17 protein-coding genes and 1 pseudogene are annotated in these 26,920 nt (G+C 46.0%); 9 read left to right on the top strand and 9 right to left on the bottom strand.

Translation table 11 applies throughout. The features are described 5' to 3' along the window. Positions 1 to 47 precede the first annotated feature (47 nt). From ACYIA1_RS03735 to ACYIA1_RS03725, 3 genes are all read right to left on the bottom strand, one after another. Positions 48 to 1,553 (bottom strand): RagB/SusD family nutrient uptake outer membrane protein, encoded by a 1,506-nt coding sequence (locus ACYIA1_RS03735; protein ID WP_286757607.1) that lies wholly within the window; start codon positions 1,551 to 1,553, stop codon positions 48 to 50. Between the two features lie 18 nt (positions 1,554 to 1,571). After that, entirely contained in the window at positions 1,572 to 4,946 is a 3,375-nt protein-coding gene (locus ACYIA1_RS03730; RefSeq protein ID WP_254887445.1) for a TonB-dependent receptor, read from the bottom strand. A 171-nt stretch (positions 4,947 to 5,117) separates the two neighbouring features. Beyond that, positions 5,118 to 6,089 (bottom strand): FecR family protein, encoded by a 972-nt coding sequence (locus ACYIA1_RS03725; protein ID WP_211737374.1) that lies wholly within the window; start codon positions 6,087 to 6,089, stop codon positions 5,118 to 5,120. A gap of 434 nt (positions 6,090 to 6,523) precedes the next feature. Between ACYIA1_RS03725 and ACYIA1_RS03720 the strand changes: the two genes are divergently transcribed. Beyond that, complete coding sequence (locus tag ACYIA1_RS03720; protein ID WP_005866317.1) at positions 6,524 to 7,144, top strand: HU family DNA-binding protein; 621 nt, start codon at positions 6,524 to 6,526, stop codon at positions 7,142 to 7,144. 56 nt (positions 7,145 to 7,200) lie between these two features. Here ACYIA1_RS03720 and ACYIA1_RS03715 read toward each other — a convergent pair whose 3' ends face one another. Then, positions 7,201 to 7,743 (bottom strand): RNA polymerase sigma-70 factor, encoded by a 543-nt coding sequence (locus ACYIA1_RS03715; protein WP_005866315.1) that lies wholly within the window; start codon positions 7,741 to 7,743, stop codon positions 7,201 to 7,203. Positions 7,744 to 7,853: 110 nt separating this feature from the next. On the opposite strand from ACYIA1_RS03715, the gene ACYIA1_RS03710 reads away from it, so the two are divergent. The 6 genes and pseudogenes from ACYIA1_RS03710 to ACYIA1_RS03685 all read left to right on the top strand — a co-directional run bounded on the left by ACYIA1_RS03710 (position 7,854) and on the right by ACYIA1_RS03685 (position 17,912). Continuing rightward, on the top strand, positions 7,854 to 8,867 hold the full coding sequence (locus tag ACYIA1_RS03710; protein WP_480334413.1) for a FecR family protein: 1,014 nt from the start codon (positions 7,854 to 7,856) through the stop codon (positions 8,865 to 8,867). A gap of 190 nt (positions 8,868 to 9,057) precedes the next feature. Beyond that, on the top strand, positions 9,058 to 12,465 hold the full coding sequence (locus ACYIA1_RS03705) for a TonB-dependent receptor (protein ID WP_480334411.1): 3,408 nt from the start codon (positions 9,058 to 9,060) through the stop codon (positions 12,463 to 12,465). A gap of 27 nt (positions 12,466 to 12,492) precedes the next feature. Continuing rightward, the gene (locus ACYIA1_RS03700) at positions 12,493 to 13,452 is read left to right on the top strand and encodes a RagB/SusD family nutrient uptake outer membrane protein (protein ID WP_480334409.1); all 960 of its coding nucleotides are present in this window, start codon (positions 12,493 to 12,495) and stop codon (positions 13,450 to 13,452) included. 15 nt (positions 13,453 to 13,467) lie between these two features. Next, positions 13,468 to 14,139 (top strand): annotated as a pseudogene (locus ACYIA1_RS03695) (RagB/SusD family nutrient uptake outer membrane protein); the annotation flags it as partial. Between the two features lie 123 nt (positions 14,140 to 14,262). Continuing rightward, on the top strand, positions 14,263 to 16,086 hold the full coding sequence (locus ACYIA1_RS03690) for a DUF4091 domain-containing protein (protein WP_195400927.1): 1,824 nt from the start codon (positions 14,263 to 14,265) through the stop codon (positions 16,084 to 16,086). 23 nt (positions 16,087 to 16,109) lie between these two features. Next, on the top strand, positions 16,110 to 17,912 hold the full coding sequence (locus ACYIA1_RS03685; RefSeq protein ID WP_480334407.1) for a DUF5107 domain-containing protein: 1,803 nt from the start codon (positions 16,110 to 16,112) through the stop codon (positions 17,910 to 17,912). A 14-nt stretch (positions 17,913 to 17,926) separates the two neighbouring features. Here ACYIA1_RS03685 and ACYIA1_RS03680 read toward each other — a convergent pair whose 3' ends face one another. Next, on the bottom strand, positions 17,927 to 18,505 hold the full coding sequence (locus ACYIA1_RS03680) for an RNA polymerase sigma-70 factor (protein ID WP_057325935.1): 579 nt from the start codon (positions 18,503 to 18,505) through the stop codon (positions 17,927 to 17,929). Between the two features lie 188 nt (positions 18,506 to 18,693). On the opposite strand from ACYIA1_RS03680, the gene ACYIA1_RS03675 reads away from it, so the two are divergent. Continuing rightward, positions 18,694 to 20,799 (top strand): DNA topoisomerase 3, encoded by a 2,106-nt coding sequence (locus ACYIA1_RS03675; protein ID WP_036610710.1) that lies wholly within the window; start codon positions 18,694 to 18,696, stop codon positions 20,797 to 20,799. Between the two features lie 3 nt (positions 20,800 to 20,802). Continuing rightward, positions 20,803 to 21,294: an NUDIX hydrolase gene (locus tag ACYIA1_RS03670; protein ID WP_005866300.1), complete on the top strand. Its 492-nt coding sequence runs from the start codon at positions 20,803 to 20,805 to the stop codon at positions 21,292 to 21,294. A 343-nt stretch (positions 21,295 to 21,637) separates the two neighbouring features. Here the strand turns inward: ACYIA1_RS03670 and ACYIA1_RS03665 are convergent, their stop codons facing one another. The 4 genes from ACYIA1_RS03665 to bamK all read right to left on the bottom strand — a co-directional run bounded on the left by ACYIA1_RS03665 (position 21,638) and on the right by bamK (position 26,896). After that, positions 21,638 to 23,020 (bottom strand): DUF1080 domain-containing protein, encoded by a 1,383-nt coding sequence (locus ACYIA1_RS03665; RefSeq protein WP_005866298.1) that lies wholly within the window; start codon positions 23,018 to 23,020, stop codon positions 21,638 to 21,640. 149 nt (positions 23,021 to 23,169) lie between these two features. After that, a complete protein-coding gene (locus ACYIA1_RS03660; RefSeq protein WP_009017130.1) occupies positions 23,170 to 24,825 on the bottom strand; it encodes a DUF6377 domain-containing protein in 1,656 nt (551 codons plus the stop codon). Between the two features lie 113 nt (positions 24,826 to 24,938). Further along, positions 24,939 to 26,327 (bottom strand): phosphoglucosamine mutase, encoded by a 1,389-nt coding sequence (gene glmM, locus ACYIA1_RS03655; protein WP_005866292.1) that lies wholly within the window; start codon positions 26,325 to 26,327, stop codon positions 24,939 to 24,941. Further along, the gene (bamK, locus tag ACYIA1_RS03650) at positions 26,324 to 26,896 is read right to left on the bottom strand and encodes a BamK family beta-barrel-assembly machinery protein (protein ID WP_005858151.1); all 573 of its coding nucleotides are present in this window, start codon (positions 26,894 to 26,896) and stop codon (positions 26,324 to 26,326) included. The genes glmM and bamK overlap by 4 nt, the downstream gene beginning before the upstream one ends. Positions 26,897 to 26,920 lie beyond the last annotated feature (24 nt).

Genomic DNA, 26,920 nt, shown 5'->3' with positions numbered 1-26,920 from the left:
CCTGTGTTTGGCACTTCAAAGATAACAGTTTTTAATTTATCCAAAAATTAATCCCAGTTCGGATTTTGCTCCAAATTAGGGTTCAAGACTGTTTGGTTATAAGGGATCGGCCATAAATAATCTCGTTTCGGATTAAAAGAACGTTTCACGACTTCTATTCCATCATAATTATGCATCATACCATTATTCTCTTTCTCAGCGGTTTTCCAACGCAAGATATCCGAATAGTAGAGTCCTTCAAAGGTCAACTCGATACGGCGTTCACGGCGGATTACCTCACGCATCTGATCTTTCGTCAAACCTTTTGGTACTTCCGGCATATTGATATCCGGACGCCTACGCAATTGGTTGATGGCATCATAAACTGACTGATCAGGACCACTCGCCTCATTCTGGGCCTCGGCATACGTCAACAGAACTTCCGCATAACGAATTAAAATGAAATTGAAAGCCGAACGTTCTACTAAAGGAATCGTTACATCATCCTCATAAGAAGTGTATTTCTTCACACCGAAACCCGTAGTCGCCACATCTTCTTTTGTGATCGTCTTTCCTAAATACGGATAACCGATGCAAACGATCGATTTCAATAAACGGGGATCTCTGTTCTCATACGGACGAGTCGGATCATAAAGTGGTGACTCTTCTATCGTCTTCCCGTCAACACAGAGATATGTATCAACCAGTTCCTTCAAGGGAGCCGGACGATTCAAGCGCCAGATATTCTGATCATAATCCGTTGGATACTCTGGCAATTTCGCTTCTATATCAAAGATTACCTCACAATTATATTTATTATCTTCGCTAAAGAAATGACGATAATCATTGAATAATTGATAAACGCCAGACTCCATTACCTGCTTAGCAGCTTGGGCCGCCTCCGCCCAACGAGAATTATATAATAAAGTACGGGCTTTTAACGCTAACGCAGCACCTTTTGTCGCACGTCCCAAGTCTGAGCTAGCATAGGTGTCCGGTAGCACGGCAGCGGCCTCCTCCAAATCCTTGACAATCTGATTCACTACCTCTTCCTTGGAATTGCGAGGTAATTCGGCTTGCTCATCCGCATTGGGAGCATCTATAATCAGCGGTACACCTCCGAATTTATCGACCAGACTTAAATAATAGAAAGCTCGTAAGAACTTGGCTTCACCCACCATCTTCGCCTTCTCCGACTCATCCATATCGACACCTCCGACATTAGCGATGAAAGTATTCGTACGGCCAATACCAACGTAACAGTTCTTCCATAAACTTCCGATTAGAGCCGTAGTAGACAAATGTTCACCCTTTCCAATCGCTTGCGTACCATTCGCCTCGTTATAAGGCATCGCATTCGCTGTCAGCATATCGAATTCCATCGTATGCAATGAACGCCAAGGTTTCAATGCGTTGTAACATCCCATTATACCGGCGCTCGCATGCTCTTTTGTCTTCCAGAATGTTTCCGTGGAATATTGATCGGAAGGATCTACATCCAACCAGCTATCACAAGCGATTAAACTCATACAAGCGACAGCGACACATATCATCTTATATATTTTACGTCTCATATTATTATTCCTTATTATTTAAAATGTGACATTAACACCTGCCGTATAAGTCCGTACAGACGGATAGGCATACCAGTTGCTTCCCTTCAAGTTCTTCTCCGGATCAAAATCCTTCATCGGAGAGAACGTGAATAAGTTTTGCGCATTGACAAAGACCTTTAATCTCTTAACCACACCGCTTTTCAAGAAAGAGGCCGGTACGTTATAAGAAAGTTGCAAGTTCTTCAAACGTAAATAAGAGGCATTTCTCAACCAGAAATCATTTGTACGGAAATTCTCGTTCAAGCATCCTTCATACGTAGTCAAGATAGGCAATGTAGCGCTGGTTCCCCGCTCGGGAGTCCAAGCATCCGTCAACCATTGTTCCGGCAAACCACAACCAAACCATAAAGGAGTAGCACCAATGCGGTCTCCATATGTATAGACATCAGTTACACCTTGGAAGAAAGCGCCCAGATCCCAATCCTTATATCCTAAGTTGATATTGAATCCATAAGTTATCTTAGGAATCACACCACCACGTATCTGGCGGTCATCTTCGGTAATTTTCCCATCTCCATTCGTATCCTCAAACTTCAGATATCCCGGTTTAGTAGCTGCGGTTTGATACGGACTATTCTTGATTTCCTCCTCAGATTGGAAAATACCGATAGCATGAAGCATATAATAAGAATCGATAGGCTTTCCTTCTTCCAAGATAAACATTCCATCAATGATTGTTTGCCCCTTCAAGCTAACGATCTTATTCTTGATAAAGGTCATATTTCCATTTACCTCGTAACGGAAGTCCCCGATATTGTTCCGATATCCCATATTCAACTCGAAACCTTTATTGCTCACCTCGCCGATATTACGGATCGGGCCATCCAGACCACCTACTTGATCCGGCAAAGTAACCTTTCGCAAGATGTCGGAAGTACGTTTATCAAAGAACTCGAAAGAGAAATCTAAGTTTCCGTTTAACAAGCTAGCGTCAATACCGACATTCGTCATGGTCGTTGTCTCCCATGTGATGTTCGGATCGTTATAGGCGGTAATAGCCGCTCCGGATTGCATCGCTCCATTTAACGGGTAGTTATAATCCGTAATTGAACCATCATTTTTTATCACCTTCAAGTTCATTAGGTCCACGTAACGGAACAAATCGATACGCTCGTTACCCAATTGTCCCCAAGAAGCTCTCAATTTCAGATTATATATCCAAGGAATATCTTTCATAAACTCTTCCTCGCTCAAACGCCATCCGGCAGAGAATGATGGGAAAATACCCCAACGATTTCCTTTGGCAAAACGAGACGAACCATCATAGCGAAAGTTACCCTCAAATAAATAACGATCCTTATAACCATAATTCACCCTACCAAAGTAAGACATCAAGACTGATCTCGAGGAAGTACCCGCTACACTCGGATTACTAGAACCTGCGTTTAATTCGTGCAACTCGTTCCCTAAGAAACCTTCTACCTTAGCGGAAAACTCAGTCTTATCATCGCTCTCAAAACTATAGCCAGCCAATACTTTTACGTCATGGGCATCATTGAACTTCTTGCCCCAAGATAAAGTATTGAATACTGTAACTGCCAAGTCATTCTTATCACCTTTATAGGCATGGCGTGTATTCTGACCGTCATAAACCACTCGTTTCTCCTCATTGGTCTTCAACTGATATTCGTATACATCAGGCGCAAAACGAGATTGCAGATAATCATATTTGTTTAAACCGACATTCAAGTTATAAACGATATCAAACGGAAGCTTATATTCCGCAGACAAATTCGCCAACATACGCAAGGACTTATGCTTGTTCTCGCCCTCATCGGCCAACGCCAACGGATGGCGATAGATATTATGCCCAGGAGTACGGATAAAGGTATCCGCATAGCGACCATCGGCCGTATAAGTCGGGTGGAAAGCCTGCGCTTTATAAGTCATCTCCACTAAGTTTGCCACACCCGCTACCGGCTCATTATAGATCTGATAATGCGCATTGATATTAGCGCCGATCTTCAAACGGCTATTTACCTGAGCAGTCGTATTCACAGCTAAGGTATATTTATTGGAATCCGTTCCACGCAATACTCCATTTTGATCACCATAGCCTAAAGATACGGAATACGTATATTTATCATCACCTCCGGAGAAACGCATGTTATGCTCCATAATAAAGGCATTATTATACATAATATCCAACCAATTATTCTGCGGATACATAATCGGGTCTGTTAACATACCTTGTTTGTACTCCTCGATTAACGCATCAGAATAATCCACCGTTAGTTTACCTTCGTTCCGTTGCGCTTGGTTTCTCATTTCCATAAACACGACCGGATCATATACGAAGTTAGGCAGATAGGTAGCCTGCTGCACGCCGAAATAGTTATTATAATCGACGGTAAACTTACCTTTCTTTCCCCCCTTTGTCTTTACCAAGACAACGCCATTCGCCGCACGAGAACCGTAGATAGCGGAAGAAGCCGCATCTTTCAATACGGAAATACTCTCAATATCATTCGGATTTACCGCTTCCAACGGGAACTCGATGCCATCCACCAAAATCAACGGGTTATTATCGTTCAAGGTTCCCTGACCACGAATACGAATCGTCGCCCCGTCCGCTCCCGGCTGAGCACCCGCTTGATTTACGTAAACACCTTGCGTACCTTGCAACGCTTGGGTCGAGTTGGTGATCGGGCGATTCTCCAACGTCTCCGCATCCAAAGAGGAGATCGCTCCTGTTAAATTCACTTTCTTCTGCGTTCCGTAACCTACGACCACAACCTCATCCAACTTCTGGGTATCCTCGGACAGGCTAACCATTACTTTCGAAGAATTACCAACCTCGACCGTACGATCCGTATAACCGATATAAGAAACTACCAAGATCGCATTGTCCGGTACTTCCAGACTGAAGTTTCCATCGATATCCGTAATCGTTCCGTTCGTAGTGCCTTTAACGACAACATTCGCCCCGATAATGGGTTCTCCCAAGGCATCTTTTACTTGCCCGGTAATCTTTCGTGGCGAAGACTGGAATAAGGCATTCGGATGTGAGACACTTGAAACACTCTTTGACTTAATTATAATCTGCCGGTCTACAATCTCATATTGGTATCCCGTATTTTTCAAGGCTTGCTCTAAGACCTCCTCTAACGAAGCATTATTTGCTTTTACACTCGTTTTCCTATTTACATTTACTTGATTATCATTCAAGAAGAACGTGTACTCACTATTTTTCTCTATTTCTTTTAGCACTTCCGATATACTGCAATCCTGTTTATTCATGGAAAGCTTATAATTCTGTCCATAGGTAGAAGCGGATACAGTGCATGCGAAAGCCAAGGATAACAACGCACTTATCTTCATGACTCGGTTTACTTTTCTGATTTTTTTCATAACTTTGTAATGTTTCTGATGAATAAATTAGCAGGTGTGTCGGCCTCTCAACTCCTAACGCCTGCCGTCAAGAACATTTGATCAGGAGGAGAAACCTAGTTTGTCCTCCTGTTTTTTATTAGACTTAAGAACTGTTAACAAGCATATCTCTTAGAATTTAACGTTAGACACTCATTTATCTCCCTTTATATATAGTTCATATTCATTGTCTTTCTCTCTGTATTTAATGGGCGACGTATTGCTCAGCATAAACAGGATTCGCTCCAAGGACTCATCCCGTACCTTAAACGTAAACCGATATTTCTCCGCTATCTCCTTCGGGCACTTTATCTTCCGCCCGAACCAAGGCTCCAGACGGGTAAGGATCATGCTCAAGCGTTCGTTCTCAAAACTGAGGACACCGTTACGCCAACCCGAATACTCCTCGGCATTAACCGTCTTAACTCTAACCGTATTCGCTTGTTTGTCGAAAACCAACATCTCGTTCGGGTTCAATATCACCTCACGCCTGTTCTTCACATTGGGACCTCCCAAGCCAATCTTCACCTTACCGTTTAACAGGATCGTCTCCAACTTGCTCTCGGAATCATAATTGAAAACCTCGAAGGCCGTGCCCAAGGCCGTTACATCCATGTTCTTGGTATGCACGGTAAATGGTCTTTCCCGATCTTTCGCCACGTCGAAGAAGGCTTGCCCTTTTAATTCCACATCACGGGTCTTGCCATCGAAACTCTTTGGGTAGATCAATTGGCTATTCGGCCCCATTCTCACGGTCGTACCGTCCGATAAGGAAACCGACTCTATGCAACGGACACCGGAGGCCATTACATATATATATTGATCTTCTTTCGTATGAGACCAATAAACTACGCTTCCTACACCTAAAAGTAGCAATATGGAGGCGGCTATCGCCGTAATCTTATAGACCCAGAGTTTACGGACACCGTTTGTCGCCATTGTCCGGGCTATGATTCGTTCCCACATGCGATTCCCCACCATGGGATTCACGCGATCCGCAGCCTCGTCCCATTGGGAACGCATACGCTCTTCCACTTTTGGGTCACACAGCAAACGTTGCCGATCTTTCTCATCCAGAGCATCTCGCATCAACTTCTTCAATATCGTTCTCGTATCTTCGCTCATGTTTATTATTCTTGTTCTATTTATAAATACACGCCACGACTCCCTCCCCCCTATTGGAAGATAAAAAAATTCGCTTAGGTTAATCAAATTCAGATAAGATACCCAAATACGATTGAAAAATAATCATGCCTAAAGCCTCAAGTACAATTAAATGTCCATTACTTATAGGTACTCTTTAAAATTATCTTTACGAAATTGTATTTTATCAGTATCTTCCTTGCTTTCCATCCTTATATTTCCGTCCTTTGTATTCAATGAAATTGGTTGCCGACGGTGTCGGCAGTATTTCCGACGCCGTCAGCAATATTTCCGACAGCGTCAGCAGCATTGCCGAGGGCGTCGGCAACCGATTTCATCAAATAGAAACGCCAAAGAGATAAACGTTAAATCTCCGAGGCATCCTATACATTATCCATTTAAATAACGAGAAAATCATGGGTAAACCAAGAAGTGGCATCCAAGTCAGTATTTATAATACACCGGGCAATGAACAACGCGGGCCAACATCCTGCGCACGAGTCATCACCAGAGATACCAAACGCATGAACGATATATGTGAGTATATTTCCGAATGCTCATCCGTCACCTCCGCCGACATAAAAGGTGTATTGGAGGCGCTTACTTCCTATATCGGCAGGGAATTATCCTATGGGTACAGCGTGGAACTGGAAGGATTGGGACATTTCTCGCCATCGGTAAAAAGCAAAGAAGTAACGGACCAGAAAGGAAATACTAAATCAAGCGCTAGCATACACGGCGTTAACTTCCGCTGCTCTCCCCGACTGAAGGAGATGGTAAAAAAGAACGCCCCCATCTTGGTTAAACGGGAAAATCTGCCCAAAACGGGAATCGAGGGAAGAAAGGCTAAGATGTTATCTTATCTAGAAAGAAACTCATATATAAATCTCACCGATTACGCCGGCTTGAACAATTGTACCCGCTACCGTGCGAGCGAGGATATCAAGCAATTTATCAAGGATAACGTAATAGCCAGCGTAGGATATCGAACACACAGGATTTATGTGCTGCCTGAAAAAGAAGACGAGCAAAACTAAAACTTAGGACGAAAGTGGCACTTCCGGACTCTATAAATACGTGACCTAGGAAAGCGCTAGATAAACCAGATAAGTAACATGATATTTTTCTTCAAGAACTTCAAGGCTTCGCTGATTTGGTTCTCAACGGTCTTCTCGGAAATATTGAGTTGGAAGGCTATCTCTTTATAGCTTTTATGCTCCTTCCGGCTTAGATTAAAGATAACCCGGCGTCTTTCCGGCAATTCCTCTATCAAATGATCGATATACTCCCCCAAGTTATAGGCGGTGATCTCTTCCTCTAAGTCGTAGGAGGTCTCCATAGCGGACAAGACCGTCATTTTATAAAAGTCCTCGTTCACGTTCTTCCGGTGCTGATTAAAGATCAAGTTACGGGTGATGACAAACAGAAGCCCCTTGAAGTTATCATCCTCCCGGATGAATTCCCTCGACTCCCAGACCTTGATAAACACCTCTTGTACCACATCCTCGGCCACATCCCGATTATTCAAATAAAGCCCGCAGAAATGATAAACCTTTTCCCAATATTGTTTATACAACATCGAAAAAGCCTCCCTATCTCCTTCTTTCAACGACTTTATAATTTGTCTCTCTTTCATTTAGCATCACATATCGTTTCGCGAAGATACTAAAATCATATACTAATAAAAGTTAATGATATCCCAGTTTTCCCGGACTTCTTTGTACTATTAATATAGCACGAGAAATAATGGAAGAAAAAAACAAACATATAAGCGATTTATTAATCCGATACGTAAATGGACTCTATACACGGTACGATATAGAGACCTTGCGGAAGTTAGCCTCATCCATAACGGAGCGAGCAGAATTAGAAAGCGAAATGGACCGGGTCTGGAGCGAAGCGCAGGACTTACCTCAATCCGATTCCCATAATCATCTGCTTTATAAGAAGGAGGCGCAAGACCTGTTGGATAAGACACGTAAAAGAGAAAGAAGAATCTCCCTATCCACTTTCATCAAGTATGCGGCGAGCATAGCGATTATCGTTTCCATAGGATTCGGAGCGAAACTATACCTAAATCATTCAGCGAAGCAGCATGCATCTGCCAGCGACCATCTCCTAACGGAAATAAGCGTCAATCATGGCGAACATAAGCAAGTCACCCTTCCCGATGGCACGGTCGTTCATCTAAACGCCGGTACCGTCATGCGATACCCAACGGAATTTACCTCTGACATCCGTTTGGTAGAAATGGAAGGAGAAGCTTTTTTCAATGTCATGAGAGACGAGGGCAAGCCCTTCATCGTCCGTACCCGACAAGCCGACGTAAAAGTACTCGGAACCTCTTTCAACGTAAAAGCCTATCAAGAGGATGAGTTGATGGCCGTCAGCGTTCGGACCGGAAAAGTTGAGGTGGATATGCCCGAAAGCGTAATGCGCCTATTACCGAACGAGCAGATAATCGTGAATAACACAAATGGAGAGATTCTTAAAAAGAACGAGGACGCCCAAAAAGTAACGGCTTGGCTGCAAGGTGGCCTTTATTTCAACCGGACACCTATCAGTAGCGTTATACACGATTTGGAACGGATGTATAATCAAGCGATCGTACTCGATCCGAATAGCGTATTCGACGATTACATCTATGGCGAGCACGACAATAAAAGTCTGGAAGCCGTACTGAACGCGATTCAATATTCAACCGGCATCCGATACCGGACGGAAGGAAACCGGATCGTGTTATACAAAACGAGTTATTAACCTTAAAATCGATTTGTCATGAAAGATACGACCTAAGCATAGCCACATAAAAAAGGGAAACCGACCTCTGACCTTCGATCTCCCTTTATCTTTCCCGATATGTACACCCTTGGATTGGACCCCCTTGGAGATTACATAAATCGGACCGTTTTTAAAAGTGTATAAAAACAACCTTTAAACATACAAAATTATGAACTTTCCAACTATTACTAGGTATAATTGGATGTGTTGTTCTATTATTTTAGTTTTTTTAGCGTTAAGCTCCCCTGAACCTCTGCAAGCGCAAGAAAATCAGAAAGAAAGAATAACAATTCAAGTCAAAAACCAACCCATACAGAAAGTCTTTGATGATTTGTCGAAGCAGACAGGATTAAAATTTTTCTATGGAGAAGCCATAGCGAACCGGAACGTACAAGTTAACCTAAAGTTCAAGAACGCTCCCATCAACAGCGTATTGAACGAGATCACCCGGCAAGCCAATCTTTATTTTAAGCGAGAGAATAACACGATAGCCGTCAGTCTCGGAAACGCGGGCAATGCCTCCGTTCCAGTGACACAAGACCGGAAAGTGACCGGTATCATTACGGATGAACGGGGTGAACCGATCATCGGAGCGAACGTCGTGGTAAAAGGTACGTCCAAAGGGACAGTTACCGACCTGAACGGTGAGTATAGCATCGAGGCGAACGGTAAATCGATCCTGCTCATATCTTACATCGGCTATTTATCGGAAGAAGTGGCCGTAGGCAACAACAAGACCCTTAATATCCAGCTAAAGGAAGACGCCCAGAAGCTTGACGAGGTAGTCGTGATTGGTTACGGAACACAGAAACGAAGCAATCTTTCCGGAGCGATCTCGAAAGTCACCTCCGAGGTTATCGAATCTAAGCCCGTGACCAACGTGCTATCCGCCTTGCAGGGAGAAATACCGGGGATGGTTATCCAACGAAGCTCCGGCCAGCCGGGTAACGAGGACTTTAAGATGAACATACGTGGAGTCTCATCCGCTAACGGAGACAGTGCCCCGCTGGTTTTAGTAGATGGTATTCCCGGTGATATCAATATGATCAATCCGCAGGATATCGATGCCATCTCCGTCTTAAAAGATGCCTCTGCCTCTATTTACGGAGCACGGGCCGCAGGCGGCGTTGTCTTGATTACGACCAAGAAGGGAGCGACCGGCGCACCTAAGATCACTTACAATGGAAACTTGTCGATCTCCAAGATGACCGGTATGATGAAAGCGCCAACCAATTATGAGATGGCGATCATGGACAACGAGGCCAATATCCATAACGGCTCCGCCCCTATGTATACGCAAGAGCTTCTGGATAGGATCTTGTCCAACGACCCGAATCCGATCGATCACCCGTTGTATGGAGGATGGAAATTGTTCTTTACGAACACGGACTGGATGGACGAGCTGTTGAACAACGGCGTTCAGCATAAGCACAATCTCACTATCTCCGGTGGCGGCGAGAAATCCAATTATTATTTATCCGCCGGTTATAGCAAGCAATTCGGAGTCGTAAAATATGCCGACGACAATAACACCAAGTATAATCTACGTATGAACTACGATTATAGGATCACGGATTGGTTAAAGCTGGAAACCAAAGTAGCCTTGGACAATAATAAACGTACCGATGTAGGCAGCAACGGAGCGTGGGTAATCGGTGAGGCGATTCTGGATATGCCTAACCACCCGGTCTATAATGCCGATGGTAACTTCTTCACCCAAGGAGGCTGGAGCAATGCCGTAGCGTTGGCCAAAGAGAGCGAGACCGCCACGTTCAAGACCCGGGAGATGAATGGTAATTTCAGGTTAATCGCCAACATTATCGACGGGCTGACCTTAACCGCCCAAGCCGGTGTTAATTATAAGAACAAGAACAATGAGGACATAGCGAAAGCGATCCCTCTTTATACATGGGACAATAATATCACCTACTACACCGGAGCGGGAAGTCCGGAGCAGTCTGCCGTGGATCGCACGACAGAAGAGACCGTTTACCAAAATTACACGGCCTACTTGAATTACGATAAGAACTTCGGCCCGGACCACCATCTGGACGCCATGTTAGGTATGGCCTACGAGACGGAGGAAGTCCGCATGTTCATGGCACGCCGTGATAACTTCATCTCGGATGAGCTGTGGGAGCTTAACCTCGGAGGCACGGGAAATATGAAGAACGACGCCAAAGCCGAGCATTGGGCTACCGGCTCTACCTTCACCCGCCTAGGCTACAGCTTTAAGAACAAGTACATTCTGGAGACAAACTTCCGTTATGACGGTAGTTCCCGTTTCGCCCCCGGCAACCGGTGGAGGATGTTTCCCGGAGTCTCCGCCAGCTGGCGTATCTCGCAAGAAAACTTCTTGAAAAACTCCAAGGTATTCAATGAGCTGAAGTTAAGAGCATCATACGGACAGACCGGAAACCAAGAAGGTATCCGCCTGTATGACTATATCCAGTTGCTAAAGTTTAGGGACGATGGCTGGGGAACTAAATTAATCTATCCGTTCGGAAACGGTTCCCAAAGCCAAGCCATGGGCTTAGACGTATTGGCCGGGGTAGACCGGACATGGGAAATTCTGGAGAATGTCAACGTGGGTGTCGATGCCGCTTTCCTTGATTCCCGCCTCGGCTTCTCGTTTGATTATTTCGTAAAAATGAATAATAATATGTTAATTCCGGTAACTTATCCCAGCATGTTAGGCGCGGAGGCACCCTACTCGAACTCGGGTAAATTACGCACGAACGGCTTCGAGTTGACATTGAACTGGACCGACAAGATCGGCAACGTTGAATACTCTGCCCAATTCCAGTTGACCGACGCCGTGAACAAATTAGTTGAATACGGAGGTGCCGATACCTATAAACTAGGATTGAACGAGACCCGGGAAGGTTATCCCATGAATTCCTATTTCGCTTACGTATACGATGGCGTGATCAAGGACCAAGCGGATCTCGACGCTTATAAGAAACTAGAGGGCGTACCTTCCAATATCGGCATCGGAGACGCGAAGTTCAAGGATTTGAACGGCGACGGTAAGATCTCCACCTACGGTGATAAAGATGGGGATGACGGCGACGCCGAATACGTTGGCTCCACCACTCCCCGCTATTCCTTCGGATTGAATCTGGGCGCTAAATGGAACAACTTCGATATCAGCGTATTCTTCCAAGGAGTTGCCAAGCGCACCTTGTTCCGTGAAGGAGACTTCGCCATGCCTTGGAGCGACTGGTGGAGATACCCGCCCCAGTTCTACTACGGCCAGACATGGAACGAGGATCGCCCGGACGCCTATTATCCCCGCTTGACGCATGGAGAAATCCGGCATTGGAATTATCAGGCATCCACCCTGCAAAAGATCAACGCCGCCTACATTCGCCTAAAGAATATCCAGATAGGCTACACGCTCCCCAAAGGCGCGTTACAGAAACTAGGCATCGAACGGACACGCTTTTACGTAAGCGGACAGGATCTATTCGAGATACATAACGTAAAAGGAGGATGGGACCCCGAGTCGGACAAAGCCGGATTCAATTATCCGTTCCAACGTTATTATTCTTTCGGTATTGACTTAACTTTCTAAGGTTCCACGAAAAAACAAATTAGCAGTATGAGACGATTTAATATAATTATAGCGCTATCGGCCACACTCGGGCTATCTAGTTGCGACTTGGATATGACACCTATGGATCAAGTGTCCGACGCCGTATTTTGGCAAAAGCCTTCCGATTTCGAGTTGGCCGCCAATGATTTCTACTTCAGCCTGATGGAGGCCTCCCAATATATAGATAAGAACTCGGATATCGCTTTCGGTTCGGGGGCGGACGACGTAAGCGATGGTTCTTATTTAGCACCGGTCAATTCGGATGATTGGGATGAGCCTTGGAAATTCATCCAATCCACTTCCTATCTGCTCAAGAAAGCGGAGGAGTCTGGATTGACCGACGACGAGATCGGACGCTGGAAAGCCGAGGCCCATTTCTTCCGGGCCTACAACTACTGGAAACTGGTCAAGTTCTACGGAGGGGTTCCCAAGATAGAGATTCCCTTGAATACCTCCTCGGAACAGCTTTACACGCCTCGCTCCTCCCAGCAGGAGATCATTGATTTTATCATCGACGATCTCGATAAGGCGATTCCTTTGCTTCCCAAGCAAAGCCAGTTGACTACCGAGGAATTGGGCCGTACCACGCAAGGGGCCGCCTTAGCGTTAAAAGCCCGCATATCCTTGTACGAGGGAACTTGGGAGAAATACCATCAAGGCTCCAATGCCGATATGTATATCCAATCGGCTATCGATGCCGCCCAAGCCCTAGTGGATTCCAAGGAATACGCCTTGTTCCGGGATAAAGGGAAGGAAAGCTATAAATATCTACATATCTTAGAGGGGGATGATAGCAAGGAGGTCTTATTGGCAAGGCGTTATTATAAATTGAGAGTGACCCATAACTGGACACGGGAACTTTGGTTCGGTGCCATGGTTCCTACAAAAAACCTTGCGGATATGTATTTATGTAACGATGGTCTGCCCATCGATAAATCTCCTTTATTTAAGGGATTCCAATACTAGACGAGTGAATTCGAGAACCGGGACTCCCGTATGGAGCAGACGTTTATCGTTCCCGGTAGCGAGGTCTTTTTCGAGGGAGGTCTCTGGACACCTACCTATCCGGGATTTGTAGGGAATAGCGCTACACGCACAGGCTATATGATCCGTAAGTTCTTGGATGAGACATTGGATGCCGCTCAATTCATCGGCGAATACGACTTCAAGGAGTTTCGTTACGCCGAAGTCCTGCTGATCCTCGCCGAGGCTTTATACGAGAAGAACGGACAAATCACGGACGATCAGTTAGACATCACCATCAATGATCTGAGAAACCGGGCGAATATGCCTCACCTAACCAACGCTTTCGTCTCCGCCAACGGACTGAATATGCTGGAAGAGATCCGGCGTGAGAGAACCGTGGAACTGGCATTCGAAGGATACCGCCGGGACGACCTACGTCGTTGGGGCACGGCGGAAACGGTTCTTCCCCTTGCGATCCGTGGCGTGAAATTCGTGGGTACGGAGTATCAACAGAAATTCCCGGAGTTGGTGATCGGGCAGGATATACAGGTGGATAGCGATGGCTTTATCATCGCCCAACCCGCATCCGCCCGCAAGTTCCAGACACCGAAGCATTGGCTGTCACCGATACCTTTGCAACAGGTACAATTGTCGAAAGGAACCTTGGAACAGAATCCGGGCTGGTAAGGGTTTTTCCAAGAATAAGCGACTATATATATGAGGGTAGGCCCTACCTTCTCGTATAGGTAGGGCCTACCTATCCGGGAGGGGAATCCCATTTAAATATGAATTATCTTAAATTTTTATAGCATGAAGAAATACTTTTTAGCGGTAGCTAGTTTTTTTATTTATTCTCATATCAGTCTAGGCCAAGTGTATCCGGGGCAGATGGATTCCACGTTTGTCCCTGTACGGAGTCACCACTATGACCCGGAGTTAACATTTGATTTTTGCGTGAATGAACCCGCTTGGAGCAATCAGGCGGGTATCCATTCCGCCTTCGGATCGACCGACCGGCTTTATTTCCGGAAGGAAGTACCCGTAAACCATGACAACGATTTATCATCTTCCTACTCTACGACCGTTTGGAGGGGGGAAAGAGCGAATGCCCAGATATTGGTATGGTCGTCAGAAGCGTTGGAACAAGTACGTGTCTCTACGCAGGACTTGAGGAGCGCCGAGGGAAACATCATCCCGAAAGATCGGATTACCTTCGAGTTGGTGCGTTACGTATTGTCCAATTATCCGTATGCCGAGAAAAAAGCCATCTGCGGGGAATCTCCCTACAAATCCGGCTTCTTGATGCCAGACCGTTTCGAGACGCTGGACCGCTTCGATCTCCCTTCCCAAACCACCCGTCCGGTATGGATGATGGTGGATGTGCCGAGAGGAACCGTTCCCGGCACGTATAAAGGACAGGTGGAGGTGCGGGCGAAAGGCAAGGCTCCTCAACTATTGAATCTGGAGATCGTGGTGCAAAACCAGTTGCTCCCCTATCCGAAAGACTGGAAATACCGTCTGGACCTATGGCAGAACCCGTGGGCCGTGGCATGGTACAATCACGTGGAACCGTGGTCACCAGAACATAAAATGCTTCTCAAGCAGCATTTGAAGCATTATGCCGATGCGGGTGGTACCTACATCACGACTTATGGAGTACATTCTCCTTGGTCCGATAACTCCTATATGATCGAGGGGGGTATGATCGAGTGGATCAAGAAAGCGGACGGCACATGGGCCTTCGACTACAAGATCTTCGACGAGTACGTAGAATTAGCAATGGAATGTGGCATCGACGAGGCAATCACCCTCTACACCCCGATTCCTTGGGGATTCCGTCACCGCTATAAGGACGAGGCTACGGGCGATTATTCTTATATCAACTGGGCGCCAAGCTCAGAGGAATTCAAGAAGATGTGGAATATCTTCCTCACGGATTTCAAGTTCCATCTAGAAGCTAAAAGCTGGTTGGACATCACCTATATCGGAATCAACGAGAATCCGATGGAAGAGACCTTAGCGGCTATCAATGTCGTGCGCAACCATGATAAATGCTGGAAGATCACTTACGCCGGCAATTGGCATAAGGAATTGGACGGACTGCTGGACGATTATTCTTTCCTTTACGGAGAGGAACCTACCATCGCCGAGCAAAAGGTACGGGCCGCCACCGGACGCACGTCCACCGTATACGTATGCTGTAACCCGCCGATCCCGAACAACTTCGTGTTCTCTCCTCCTATCGAGGGACGTTGGATCAGTTGGTATGTAATGGCGTATGGGTACGACGGCTTCTTGCGATGGGCTTACGACGCTTGGCCGGAAGATGCCGATCGCGACGCACGTCATGGCTCTTGGGCAGCAGGCGATTGCTACATGGTATATCCGGGAGGCAAAAGTTGCATCCGCTTCGAGAAAATGAGAGAAGGTATCGTGGATTTCGAGAAGGTCCGTATCTTACGGGAACTGACCGCCCAATCGGGTAACGCTCAAGCCCAAGGCTTATTGAAGCAGCTAGACCAACATTTGTCTATCTTCCCGAAAGAGAAAGAGTTCGATGAGAACAAGATCTCGGCGGATGTACGTAAGGGTAACCTCATCATCCGTCAACTGTCCGATCTTTTGGCGAAATAATGGGCTTATATAGCAGGAAAGACATGAAAGCATATCGTTTAATCCTATCACTCATGGCAAGCGTAGCCGCAGGGCCAGCCTTCTCGCAAACAACAGGTGTTGTTTGCGAGGAGTTCGACCAGATACAACTGACGCACGTATTGACGCCCACCGGCCCGCTACCGACCGCCTTGGACCCGAATGGCGTATACCCCTATATGAGTTATAGCGAGACCTCAAATCGTCCGGTACCTAAAAGGTACCGGATGATCTCGCTAGAGAATGAGAAAGTCAAGGCTATCATCTGCCCCGATCTTTGCGGGAAAGTAATATCCCTCACTCACAAGGAGAGCGGCAAGGAGGTCTTGTACAGGCCGGACGTAATCAAATACACACGGATATTACCCCGTTTCTATTTCGTGGCCGGGGGGATCGAGGTCAGTTTCCCGATCTCCCACTCTCCCACGCAAAATGAGCCGGTGCTTTATCAGATCGATCATACGGGAGACCGCACATATGTAACATGCGGAGAACGGGAATCTCATTACGGTATGCAATGGTCTGTAGAATATTCCTTAGGAGATAAGGACGAATGCCTTACCCAAAGGGTTGTTTACTACAACCCGGGAAAGCAAGCCTATCCATGGATGTCATGGTCCAACGCCGCCCTTCCTTGCGCACCGGATACCCAATACGATTTCCCGAACGGAACCGTATTATCCCATGCCTCCACGTTGGACACGATCGACTGGAAAACCGAAGGAACCCATCATGAACGGGATATCAAAGAGATGACCGGCTACTTCTGGAAAACGAAAGACGTGAATGCTTTCGGGGCCTACACTCCCTCCTTGGGCAGCGGGCTCTATCATATCGCCGACGAATCCAGTACGCCCGGTATCAAGCTATGGAGTTATGGCGTAGCCAGCGACAAGGAATGGTCCATGCTCAGTACTCCCGACCGGCAGCCTTACGTAGAAATCCAAGGTGGCCCGATCAGCGACCAGTCCATCAAGCTCGAATTGCGTCCCGGCGAGAAAAAGAATCACGTAGAATATTGGATACCGACAGATCATCCTTTGGATATCTATTCCTTAAAGGTTCCGGCATTAAGGCTTCGCCCGATCGATCGCATCCCGCTATTCGACTGGGCCCGGAAGAATGAATCTTCCATCTGGATCGCCTTAGCCGATGCCTATAAGAATAAGTCCATGCTTCCCGCCGCCCCCTATCCGGAAGACGGGCAGTGGGCTCCATCCGGCATGGAAGATCTGGACGATGCTTTTCGTTGGGCGATCCAAATATCTCCCCGGCCGGAACGGGATTATTGGCAATTCCACTATGGGACTTGGTTGGCTGGAAGAGAACGTGTAGAGGAGGCGATCGAACAACTATCCATCCCGGATATCGATCTGGCGAAAGCTTTATTGGCAAGGCTATATGTTCGTCGGCAGGCGTGGGAAAAGGCGAGAGATACTTACGCCGCTATCCCCGAGACCTCGTGGTTGAACCTACATCCCCAGTTGGTTATCGAGCGGGATAAAGTATTAAAGAAGTTTGGAACAGAGGCTTTACCGGAACGGGAAAAATGTTTGGATAAGATAAACGCGTCCTCTGATGAATGGGTGGTCGAGCGAAAGGTACAGCTACTGATTGATAAGAAGCAATATCAAGAAGCCAAGGATTTATTACTATCCACCCATTTCCAGAAAGTGCATCAAACTTACACCCGTACGGGACTTTGGGAACAGATCAACGAAGGCTTGAGCCTCTCCCCTCAACCTGTACCGGAACAACTCGGCGAGGATCGCTTAGCCCGGTTCGGTGCCTATCGGGAATATGAATAAAGGGAGGTGTGTTTTTAGAGCAGTAGCTTCATATAAGTCTCCGCATATTTAGCCAGAAACGCCCGGATCACTTTCAAGGCCGTAGAGATATGTTGTTGTACCGTATATACCGAGATACCCAAACTGTCGGCTATCTCCTTATGGGATTTCATATCTTTACGGCTCATATCAAAAACCCTTTTTTGTTGTGGACTCAACGTTTCAAGCGCCTTATCCAACAATGCGTTTAAATCCGTATCCAATACCGAATCCTCCGTCTCGTTCGTGCTATCCAATGAGGCGGACCGTATCTTATCCCTCAGCTCCAACTCACGATCCAGTCCCGCCAACAGGTTTAAGATCCGATTTTTCACGATCGTATACACATACGGGCCAAAAGGTACATTCGGGTTCAAGAAACGGCGATTTTGCCAAATAGAGGCGAAAGCATCCTGAAAAACATCTTCCGCCATATCCCGGGATTTAAGGAATTTCAAGGAAAACCACATCAAGCGATCCTTATACAGGGCATATAATTCACAAAAGGCCGACTCGTCCCCTTCTAGCAAGTCCGCCACAAGCCTTCTTTCTTTCTCTGAATCAATGTCTGCCATTCGACTTATTCTCCCACTTCGATTACATAGGTTCAAATGTATGCAAAATTCCCAAAGGTAAAAACAAATTGAACCAAAATCAGCAACTCCATCATACAGCTTTATAAACTCGCGATAACAAACATCTTTGCTCATTCGGAAATAATCATGTATTTTTGTCTGTTCATTTAAGAAAGGATGATGTATTGATGAAAGTTTGTATCGCCGAAAAGCCGAGTGTGGCCCGGGAAATCGCGGAAGTATTAGGGGCAACCCAACGAATGAATGGGTATATCGAAGGAAACGGATATCAGGTAACTTGGACATTCGGGCATTTGTGTACCCTGAAAGAACCGCATGAATACGCGGAGAACTGGAAACGCTGGAGTCTGGGGTCGCTACCTATGATCCCTCCCCGGTTCGGTATCAAACTAATCGAGAATCCTACGTATGAGCAACAATTCAAGGTAATCGAGAGCCTGATGCAAAATGCCGAGATGGTCATTAACTGCGGTGATGCCGGCCAAGAGGGAGAGCTGATCCAACGCTGGGTCATGCAAAAGGCAGGTTGTAAATGCCCCGTCTACCGCCTTTGGATCTCCTCGCTTACGGAGGAGGCGATCCGGGAAGGTTTCCAAAAACTCAAAGAACAGACGGAATTCAATAAGTTATATGAGGCCGGGCTATCCCGTGCCATCGGCGACTGGTTGCTGGGGATGAACGCCACCCGCCTTTATACCTTGCGCTACGGGCAGAACCGGCAGGTATTATCGATCGGCCGTGTGCAAACCCCGACGCTCGCCTTGATCGTAAACCGGCAAGCCGAGATCGACAATTTCAAGCCGGAACCGTATTGGGAATTAAAGACCATTTACAGGAATACGACTTTCTCCGCCACGAAAGGTAAGTTCACGAAGAAAGAGGAAGGCGAGGCTTTTCTGGAGAAGGTAAAGGAACAGGATTTTACTGTTACCAGTATCACCGAGAAGAAAGGGAAGGAATTCGCCCCCCGCCTATTCGACTTGACCTCGTTGCAGGTGGAATGTAATAAGAAATTCGCATTTACGGCGGACGATACGCTAAAGTTGATCCAATCGCTCTACGAGAAGAAGGTGACAACCTACCCACGTGTAGACACGACTTTCCTTAGTGATGATATCTATCCGAAAGTTCCCAATACCTTGAAAGGGTTGGTGGATTATACGGAGCTTACCGCTCCTTTAATGAATCAGAAATTGCCGAAGAGCAAGAAAGTGTTTGATAACTCGAAGGTTACCGATCACCATGCGATCATCCCTACCGGAGTCCCCGCCCGCAATCTTACGGATACGGAACGGAAGGTGTACGATTTGGTAGCCCGTCGTTTTATCGCCGCCTTTTATCCGGATTGCGAGATATCGACCACTACGGTCTTGGGTCAAGTGGATAAGGTAGAATTCAAGGTGACCGGAAAGCAAATCCTCAAACCGGGTTGGCGTGTCGTATTCGGAGCCGAGCAGAAAGATCCGGAGGCTGAACCTACCGAGGAAGAAGGCGTATTGCCCGATTTCGTGAAAGGAGAAAGCGGCCCGCATAAACCGATCTTGAAAGAGACTTGGACCCAGCCTCCGAAACCTTATACAGAAGCTACTTTATTGCGGGCGATGGAAACCGCCGGTAAATTAGTGGATAATGACGAGCTGCGGGATGCCTTAAAGGAAAACGGCATCGGCCGTCCTTCTACCCGTGCGGCGATCATCGAGACCTTGTTCAAGCGTAATTATATACGGAAGGAGCGCAAGAATCTTTATCCCACCGCTACCGGTGCGGAATTGATCGGCACGATCCATGAGGAACTGCTGAAAAGCGCGGAGTTGACGGGTCTTTGGGAGAAGAAGCTTCGTCAGATCGAGCGGGGAACTTATGAGGCCCGTACTTTCCTTGATGAGTTGAAGCAGATGGTAAACGAGGTCGTCATAAACGTCCTTTCCGACCAAACCCGGCGAACGATTACGATTGAGGATACGTCTAAAGCAGCTAAAGAAACTCCCAAAGACGAACCCAAGGAGAAAAAGGAAAAGAAACCTCGTAAGCCTCGTGCCAAGAAAGAGAAAGAGAAAGAGAAAGCAGAGGCTACTCCTGAATTGGAGCTTCCATCAACGGATAAGCCCGTTTGCCCCATCTGTCACAAAGGCTCTATCCTCCGGGGCAAAACCGCTTATGGCTGCTCTGAATACAAGAATGGATGTACGTTCCGCTTGGATTACGCTACGTATGGAAATAATTTAACGGATGAGGAGTTAGGTACGGTTATCAGTAAATTAAAGTCTATTTAAAATATGAGAACAGAATGGTTTCCTCTGGTAAACGAGGAAGGTGAGACGATCGGAAAGGCTACTCGCAAGGAATGTCATAGCGGAAGTAAGTTGCTACATCCCGTAATCCATTTACATATCTTTAATAAGGATGGAGATCTATATCTACAAAAACGTTCCATGAACAAGGATATACAACCGGGAAAATGGGACACGGCCGTAGGTGGGCATATTGATTATGGAGAAAGCGTGGAAGAGGCCCTGCGCCGTGAGGTTCGTGAGGAATTGGGCATTACTGATTTTACGCCTGTCTTCATCAAACGTTATATATTCGAGTCTTCCATAGAGAAGGAATTGGTAAACAGCTTCCGGACCACTTACGATGGCCCCATCACCCCCGATCCCGAGGAACTGGACGGAGGACGTTTCTGGCCGATCGAGGAGATCAAGGAGAATCTGGGGAAAGGCGCATTCACCCCGAATTTCGAAAAGGAATTCACCGCTATTTTCCTATAAGATAAAAACGCTACACTTCGGCTAGAATAGTTATTCAAGAGCCTATTTATTCTTCGTAAGATACAGTTACATTCCACAAACCACGGCGTGAACTGTACAGACCACGACGTGAATTATACAAACCATGCTGTGGTCTGTACGATTCACGCCGTGGTTTGTGGAATGTAACTATATATGATTATCTTTATATATAGTAAATAAGATGTTTTGTCCTATAGTAATCGACCTATTATATTATAACTGTAACTCCATATGTATCTTACCTCGAAACCTAACAATCTTTGCCTAAAGCACTAATACCTCTACCTTAAATCTAATGTTTGTTCAGACCTTAAAACTAATCTTATATATTAATGTGTGGTTTATACATATCTTGCGCCGTCAAACCGCATTCCTTTTTCATACGGATGCAATAATCGAGCGTTCCTACCTCCGGCGTGATATTGTTGGAACCGAACGTGAACTTTACACCCGCGGCTTTCGCTTTCTGAATGATCGCTTTATTCGGAATATGATAAAGCTCGTTTATCTCCAAAGCCTTTCCACTTTTTGCCAAGGCATTCACGAAACGGTCGATACGCTCTTCTGTCCAAAACATATCATATCGGTCACTCATCGCATCGGGAAGGAAACAGGAATTCACGTACATATCGACCGGCTCTTCCAAGACAGAACAGATACGGTCCAACATCATATCCATATATGCTTGCTCATCATCGATAATCACTTCCTTGTTTACCCATAGGTGCGTACGCCGCCCCTTATGATCCAGAAACGTCATGGCATCGGTAAACACATAGTCAAAGCTGTTGCGGGCCGCCTCCGAAAAGGTTGTTACCCACTCACGTCCTTCCGCTTGCATAGCCAAGATAAAGGGTTGGGTACGCATGGTATCCAGATAATTATACAACTCCGTATCGTTCGTGATCGAGAAGCCGATGCCACAATTGATAGCCAAGCCATAATTAACACCCGTCTGGCGTGACTGCCGTGCGGCTACTTCCTTCGTCAATCCACCTTTTAAATGAACATGATAATCAAGCACGGGGAAGTCCTCTTGATGCAAACGAATAATCTCGTCCGTCTGCTCATCCACGGCATTCGCCCATTGAGCGGGAATGTCTATTCCTTTCGCGCTAAACGCCTCTAACGAGATATTCTTAAACTGAAGATTTCCACGTCCCGTACCCACCAGCGAGATAGTACCTTGGGATAACAATGCTTTAGCGTTCTCCTTCAAACGGAAAGGTTTGGAAGGCTCTATATATTCTACGACAGTCTCACCATTAATCCGCACCCGGACAAGCCGTCCTTCTACCCGGATATTCATCTTGAACCATTCGTTCTCTTTCACGAAACTCTTCGTCAGGTTCCGGACCGACACCAAGCTACCCGTCATCCGCCACCAAACCGGATCTTCCCGATCGTTGTTCAAGGCGATACGATATCCTTTACGATCCGTAGCGTCCGTATGGATACCAATATAACCTTTGCCACCGGTCGTGGTACGTACATCCATATCTAACTCGAAGTTCGTATAGCCTTTGCCATCGTTCAACAAAGCACGGGCGTTGGAACCGGCCAACGTAAGGACATCATTTTGTATGACCACGACGCCGGATGTTTTCCATGCGTTGTGATCGACCGTATCGGATACGTTCTCTTTCGTAAATCCCGTGAACACCAAACAGGCGATCACGGCGGCAATCATTAATTTAATCTTCATGACATCTCTTTTTAAAAGTTATGCCGCAAATGTATCCGGGAATAAGAAGCAAAAAGAAGATTGATATAAAAATGTAGACAGTACGATCCTCTATCCCATTAAATACAAATCAGTTAATAAAGATCACTATCCTAAAAAATGTAGATTGATTATAACGGATTCCGGTTAACCCCGATCCTCATCACCCAACCTTCAAACTCATCACGAGGCACTAACGCCTTATTACGTACCTTGGTCCGGTAGTTATAGATCGTACTCAACGAACAACGAAGAAAAGCGGCTATCCTTACGCTGTCCGTAACTCCCAACCGCATCAAGGCGAATATACGAAGTTCCTTATTCAACAGATCCTCCGATTTCAAGACGATACGTTCCTCGGGCTGCAACAAAGCGTTGAAGTCCCTGACAAACGTAGGATATAATCCAAGAAAGATTCGATCGAAGTTAACATAAAGCGCTTCCACCTCATTCTCCACCATACGGGTCGAACGGAGCATCTTGAATAACTCGTCCAACTGTTTATTCATCGCCTTTTTCTGTAGCGATTTCTGGTAATCCTCCAGTTTATTAATATAGGTGGAGCAGAGATCGAGGAAATGAGCGATGTATTCCTCCTTGATATGATTTGACTCCGATAGCTGTATATTTCGCTCTTGCAATAAATTATTCGTCTCGCTTATCTCTCCATTCAACTTTACCAAACAGGCATTGGTATTAACCAACTCTTCTCGTATCGCTGAGATCTTCCGCATCTGCCTATACACATAGGCAAGAGAAAGGATCAGAAAGAGCGTCAATAGGCTGATCAACAAGAAATAAGTCATCAATTGCCTTTTGCCTTGAGCTTCCCGTGTCTGATAGGAAGCATTAATGATAGGATAGAATTTAGAGATCTCATTCATGCGGAACTGTATATTACAAGTAACGGCACCTTCTATAGCTAGCTGCGCATATTTAAGGGCATTGGATAGATCACCACTTTCATAATAATTCAACGCCAGCTTTTGGATAGAACCACTATCCAAGAAGGCCCTCTTGATATCGGCGATAACCGACAAGGTATAATAGTCTCGGGCGAGATCGGTACGCCCATCCATCTCATAGACATCTCCCAGCAGATAAGTGATCATCGCGAAATTCGGGTTATACCGCTCCTCTTTCTCCAATAAAGGGATGAGCACCTTCTCCGCAGACCTCGCCTGTCCGTGAGCCAGATATTTCTGCGCCAGATTTATCTTATACCGATAAGAGGCCGTATCTAAGACAGACAATAACGAATCCTTGTATAAATCAAGTTGTTTCCTATATTCAAAAGAATCCAGATTCGTACTGTAATAAGAGAAAAACGAATAATAAGCCTCATAGAAATCCTGTTTCTGCTCTTTAGACAGCAATTCACGGTCTATGCTTCGCAACAGACTTTCCGACTCACGGTACATCCCGGAGAAAGCATAAAGCGTAGCCAGTCGTAAGCGGGAAGTATAGATGCGTGCCGTATCCTTCATAAATGACGCTATCTCCATATTCCGCTTTATGTAATAGATGGCCGAGTCTTGTTGTATTTTCTTGAATTCCTCGTATAATTGGTGGTTGATCTCATATTCCTGCCACAACGATATCTTGCTCAAGAGAAACATGTCCTTTAGCTGCGTGATCCGTTGCTCCCGTTGCTGCAGATAAAAAGATCTATTCAAGACAGCTTCATCCAGCTCCTTGGCCAACGTGTCCCCTCTCAGCCCTCCCCATGCGAAGGCTTGAACCATCCCGACAATTAGAAATAAGATTACCTTTATTAGTTTATTCATTACACGAACTGAGAATTATCCAAAAGAAAAGGGTTCAGTCAAATCAACAGAGCATAAATAGCTTACCTCGGCTGAAGACTGAACCCAATATTTTAAAACGCCCCGAAAGGGTGTTATTTACACATCTCGTTGATGATCTGTATTAATTGACCGCCTAATTCCTCGGCTTCCTCCATCGTATGGGCCTCAGAGTAGATACGGATGATCGGTTCCGTATTGCTCTTACGCAAATGAACCCATTTATCCGGGAAATCGATCTTCACTCCGTCGATATCCGTAATATCGTATTGAGAGAACTTCTCTTTTACTTTCGCCAAGATAGCGTCCACGTCGATCTCCGGCGTTAACTGGACTTTTTGCTTGGAGATGAAATACGGAGGATAAGAAGCCTTCAACTCGCTCGTCTTCATCTTCTTCTTTGCCAGATGAGTCAGGAACAAGGCGATACCTACCAAAGCGTCGCGTCCGTAATGGCTGGCCGGATAGATCACTCCACCGTTGCCCTCACCACCGATCACGGCATTCGTAGCCTTCATCTTGGCAACCACGTTCACCTCGCCTACAGCGGCGGCATTATATTCGCAACCATGAGCACGGGTAACGTCGCGAAGCGCACGGCTTGAGCTCAGGTTACTTACCGTATTACCCGGTGTATGACTTAATACGTAGTCACTGACAGCGACCAAGGTGTATTCCTCGTTGAACATCTCGCCATTCTCGCAGATAATCGCCAAACGGTCTACGTCCGGATCTACTACGAAACCGACATCCGCTTTCGCATGTCCCATCAAATCGGAGATCTCTGTCAAGTTTTCCGGAATGGGTTCCGGATTATGAGAGAAGTTTCCATGAGGGGCGCAATGCAGCTTGAAGATTTCCTTCACGCCCAACGCGTATAATAAATCAGGGATCACGATACCTCCCACGGAGTTCACGCAATCGATAGCTACACGGAAGTTAGCGGCCTTGATAGCCTCCACGTCCACGAGATCCAGATTCAAGACGCTCTCGATATGTTTTTGCTTATAAGTCGCATTCGGGATTACCTTGCCCAAATGATCCACGTCGGCGAACTCGAAGTCCTCGGCGGCAGCTATGCGTAATACCTCAGCCCCCTCAGCGGCATTCAAGAACTCACCTTTCTCATTCAAAAGCTTCAAGGCATTCCATTGCTTCGGATTATGACTGGCGGTAAGGATAATACCTCCGCAAGCCCCTTCCATAGCTACGGCCAATTCGGTAGTAGGAGTCGTGGCCAGATCGATATCCACCACATCAAATCCCATACCGGTAAGCGTTCCTAGGACGACTTGTTTAACCATCAGACCGGAGATACGTGCGTCACGCCCTACAACGATCTTATTGGTCTCCACTTTTGTGTTTTTTCGGATGAATGTAGCATAAGCGGCTACAAACTTAACAATAGCTAACGGATTCAATCCGTCTTCCGGGCTACCGCCTATTGTACCGCGAATACCGGAAATAGATTTAATTAGTGTCATAAGTTTTCTTCAAATATATATTCTAGAATTTCGTAATATACAGGTTGACCGTTTGATTGATCATTATAGGCTCCTCTTTTGAAAGGCACTATCATTTTCACTTTAGCCCGATCTCCAACATACTTCAAAGGCTCTTGCATTCCCTCACTTACATAATAATAAGAGGGATCATAAGGTGAATTCTTCGAATAATCCCCATATGTAAAAGCGATAGGAGAAGTTCCATTACTATGCGGGCCATAGTTCTCAATAGCGACAATAGTAGAATCCATGAAGTAACTCATCTTACAACGGTACAACATTTTCGTCTTATATTGCACCGCTCTCTGATCGCTTCCCTTATCAATAATATTCAAATAGACACCATTATCCAAGAGCACAAACTGATTTTCCTTAAATACGCTATCAGCAGGAAAATCATCTAAGATCTCAAGGCCCTTATCATCGATAAAACGCTCGATTGCCTTTTTCTCATCTTTCAACATATCCGTGTACGACTTTGTCTTGCTACAAGAGATAGCGACTAATGCGGCACACAGAATCAACAGGATATTAAAACCTTTCTTCATTTGTTAGTCTTTAATTGAATGAAT

It is taken from the genome of Parabacteroides sp. KHUB-02 (assembly GCF_056640955.1).
Note: the sequence above shows the minus strand (reverse complement) of the source record. Positions and strands in the feature narration are given on the sequence as shown.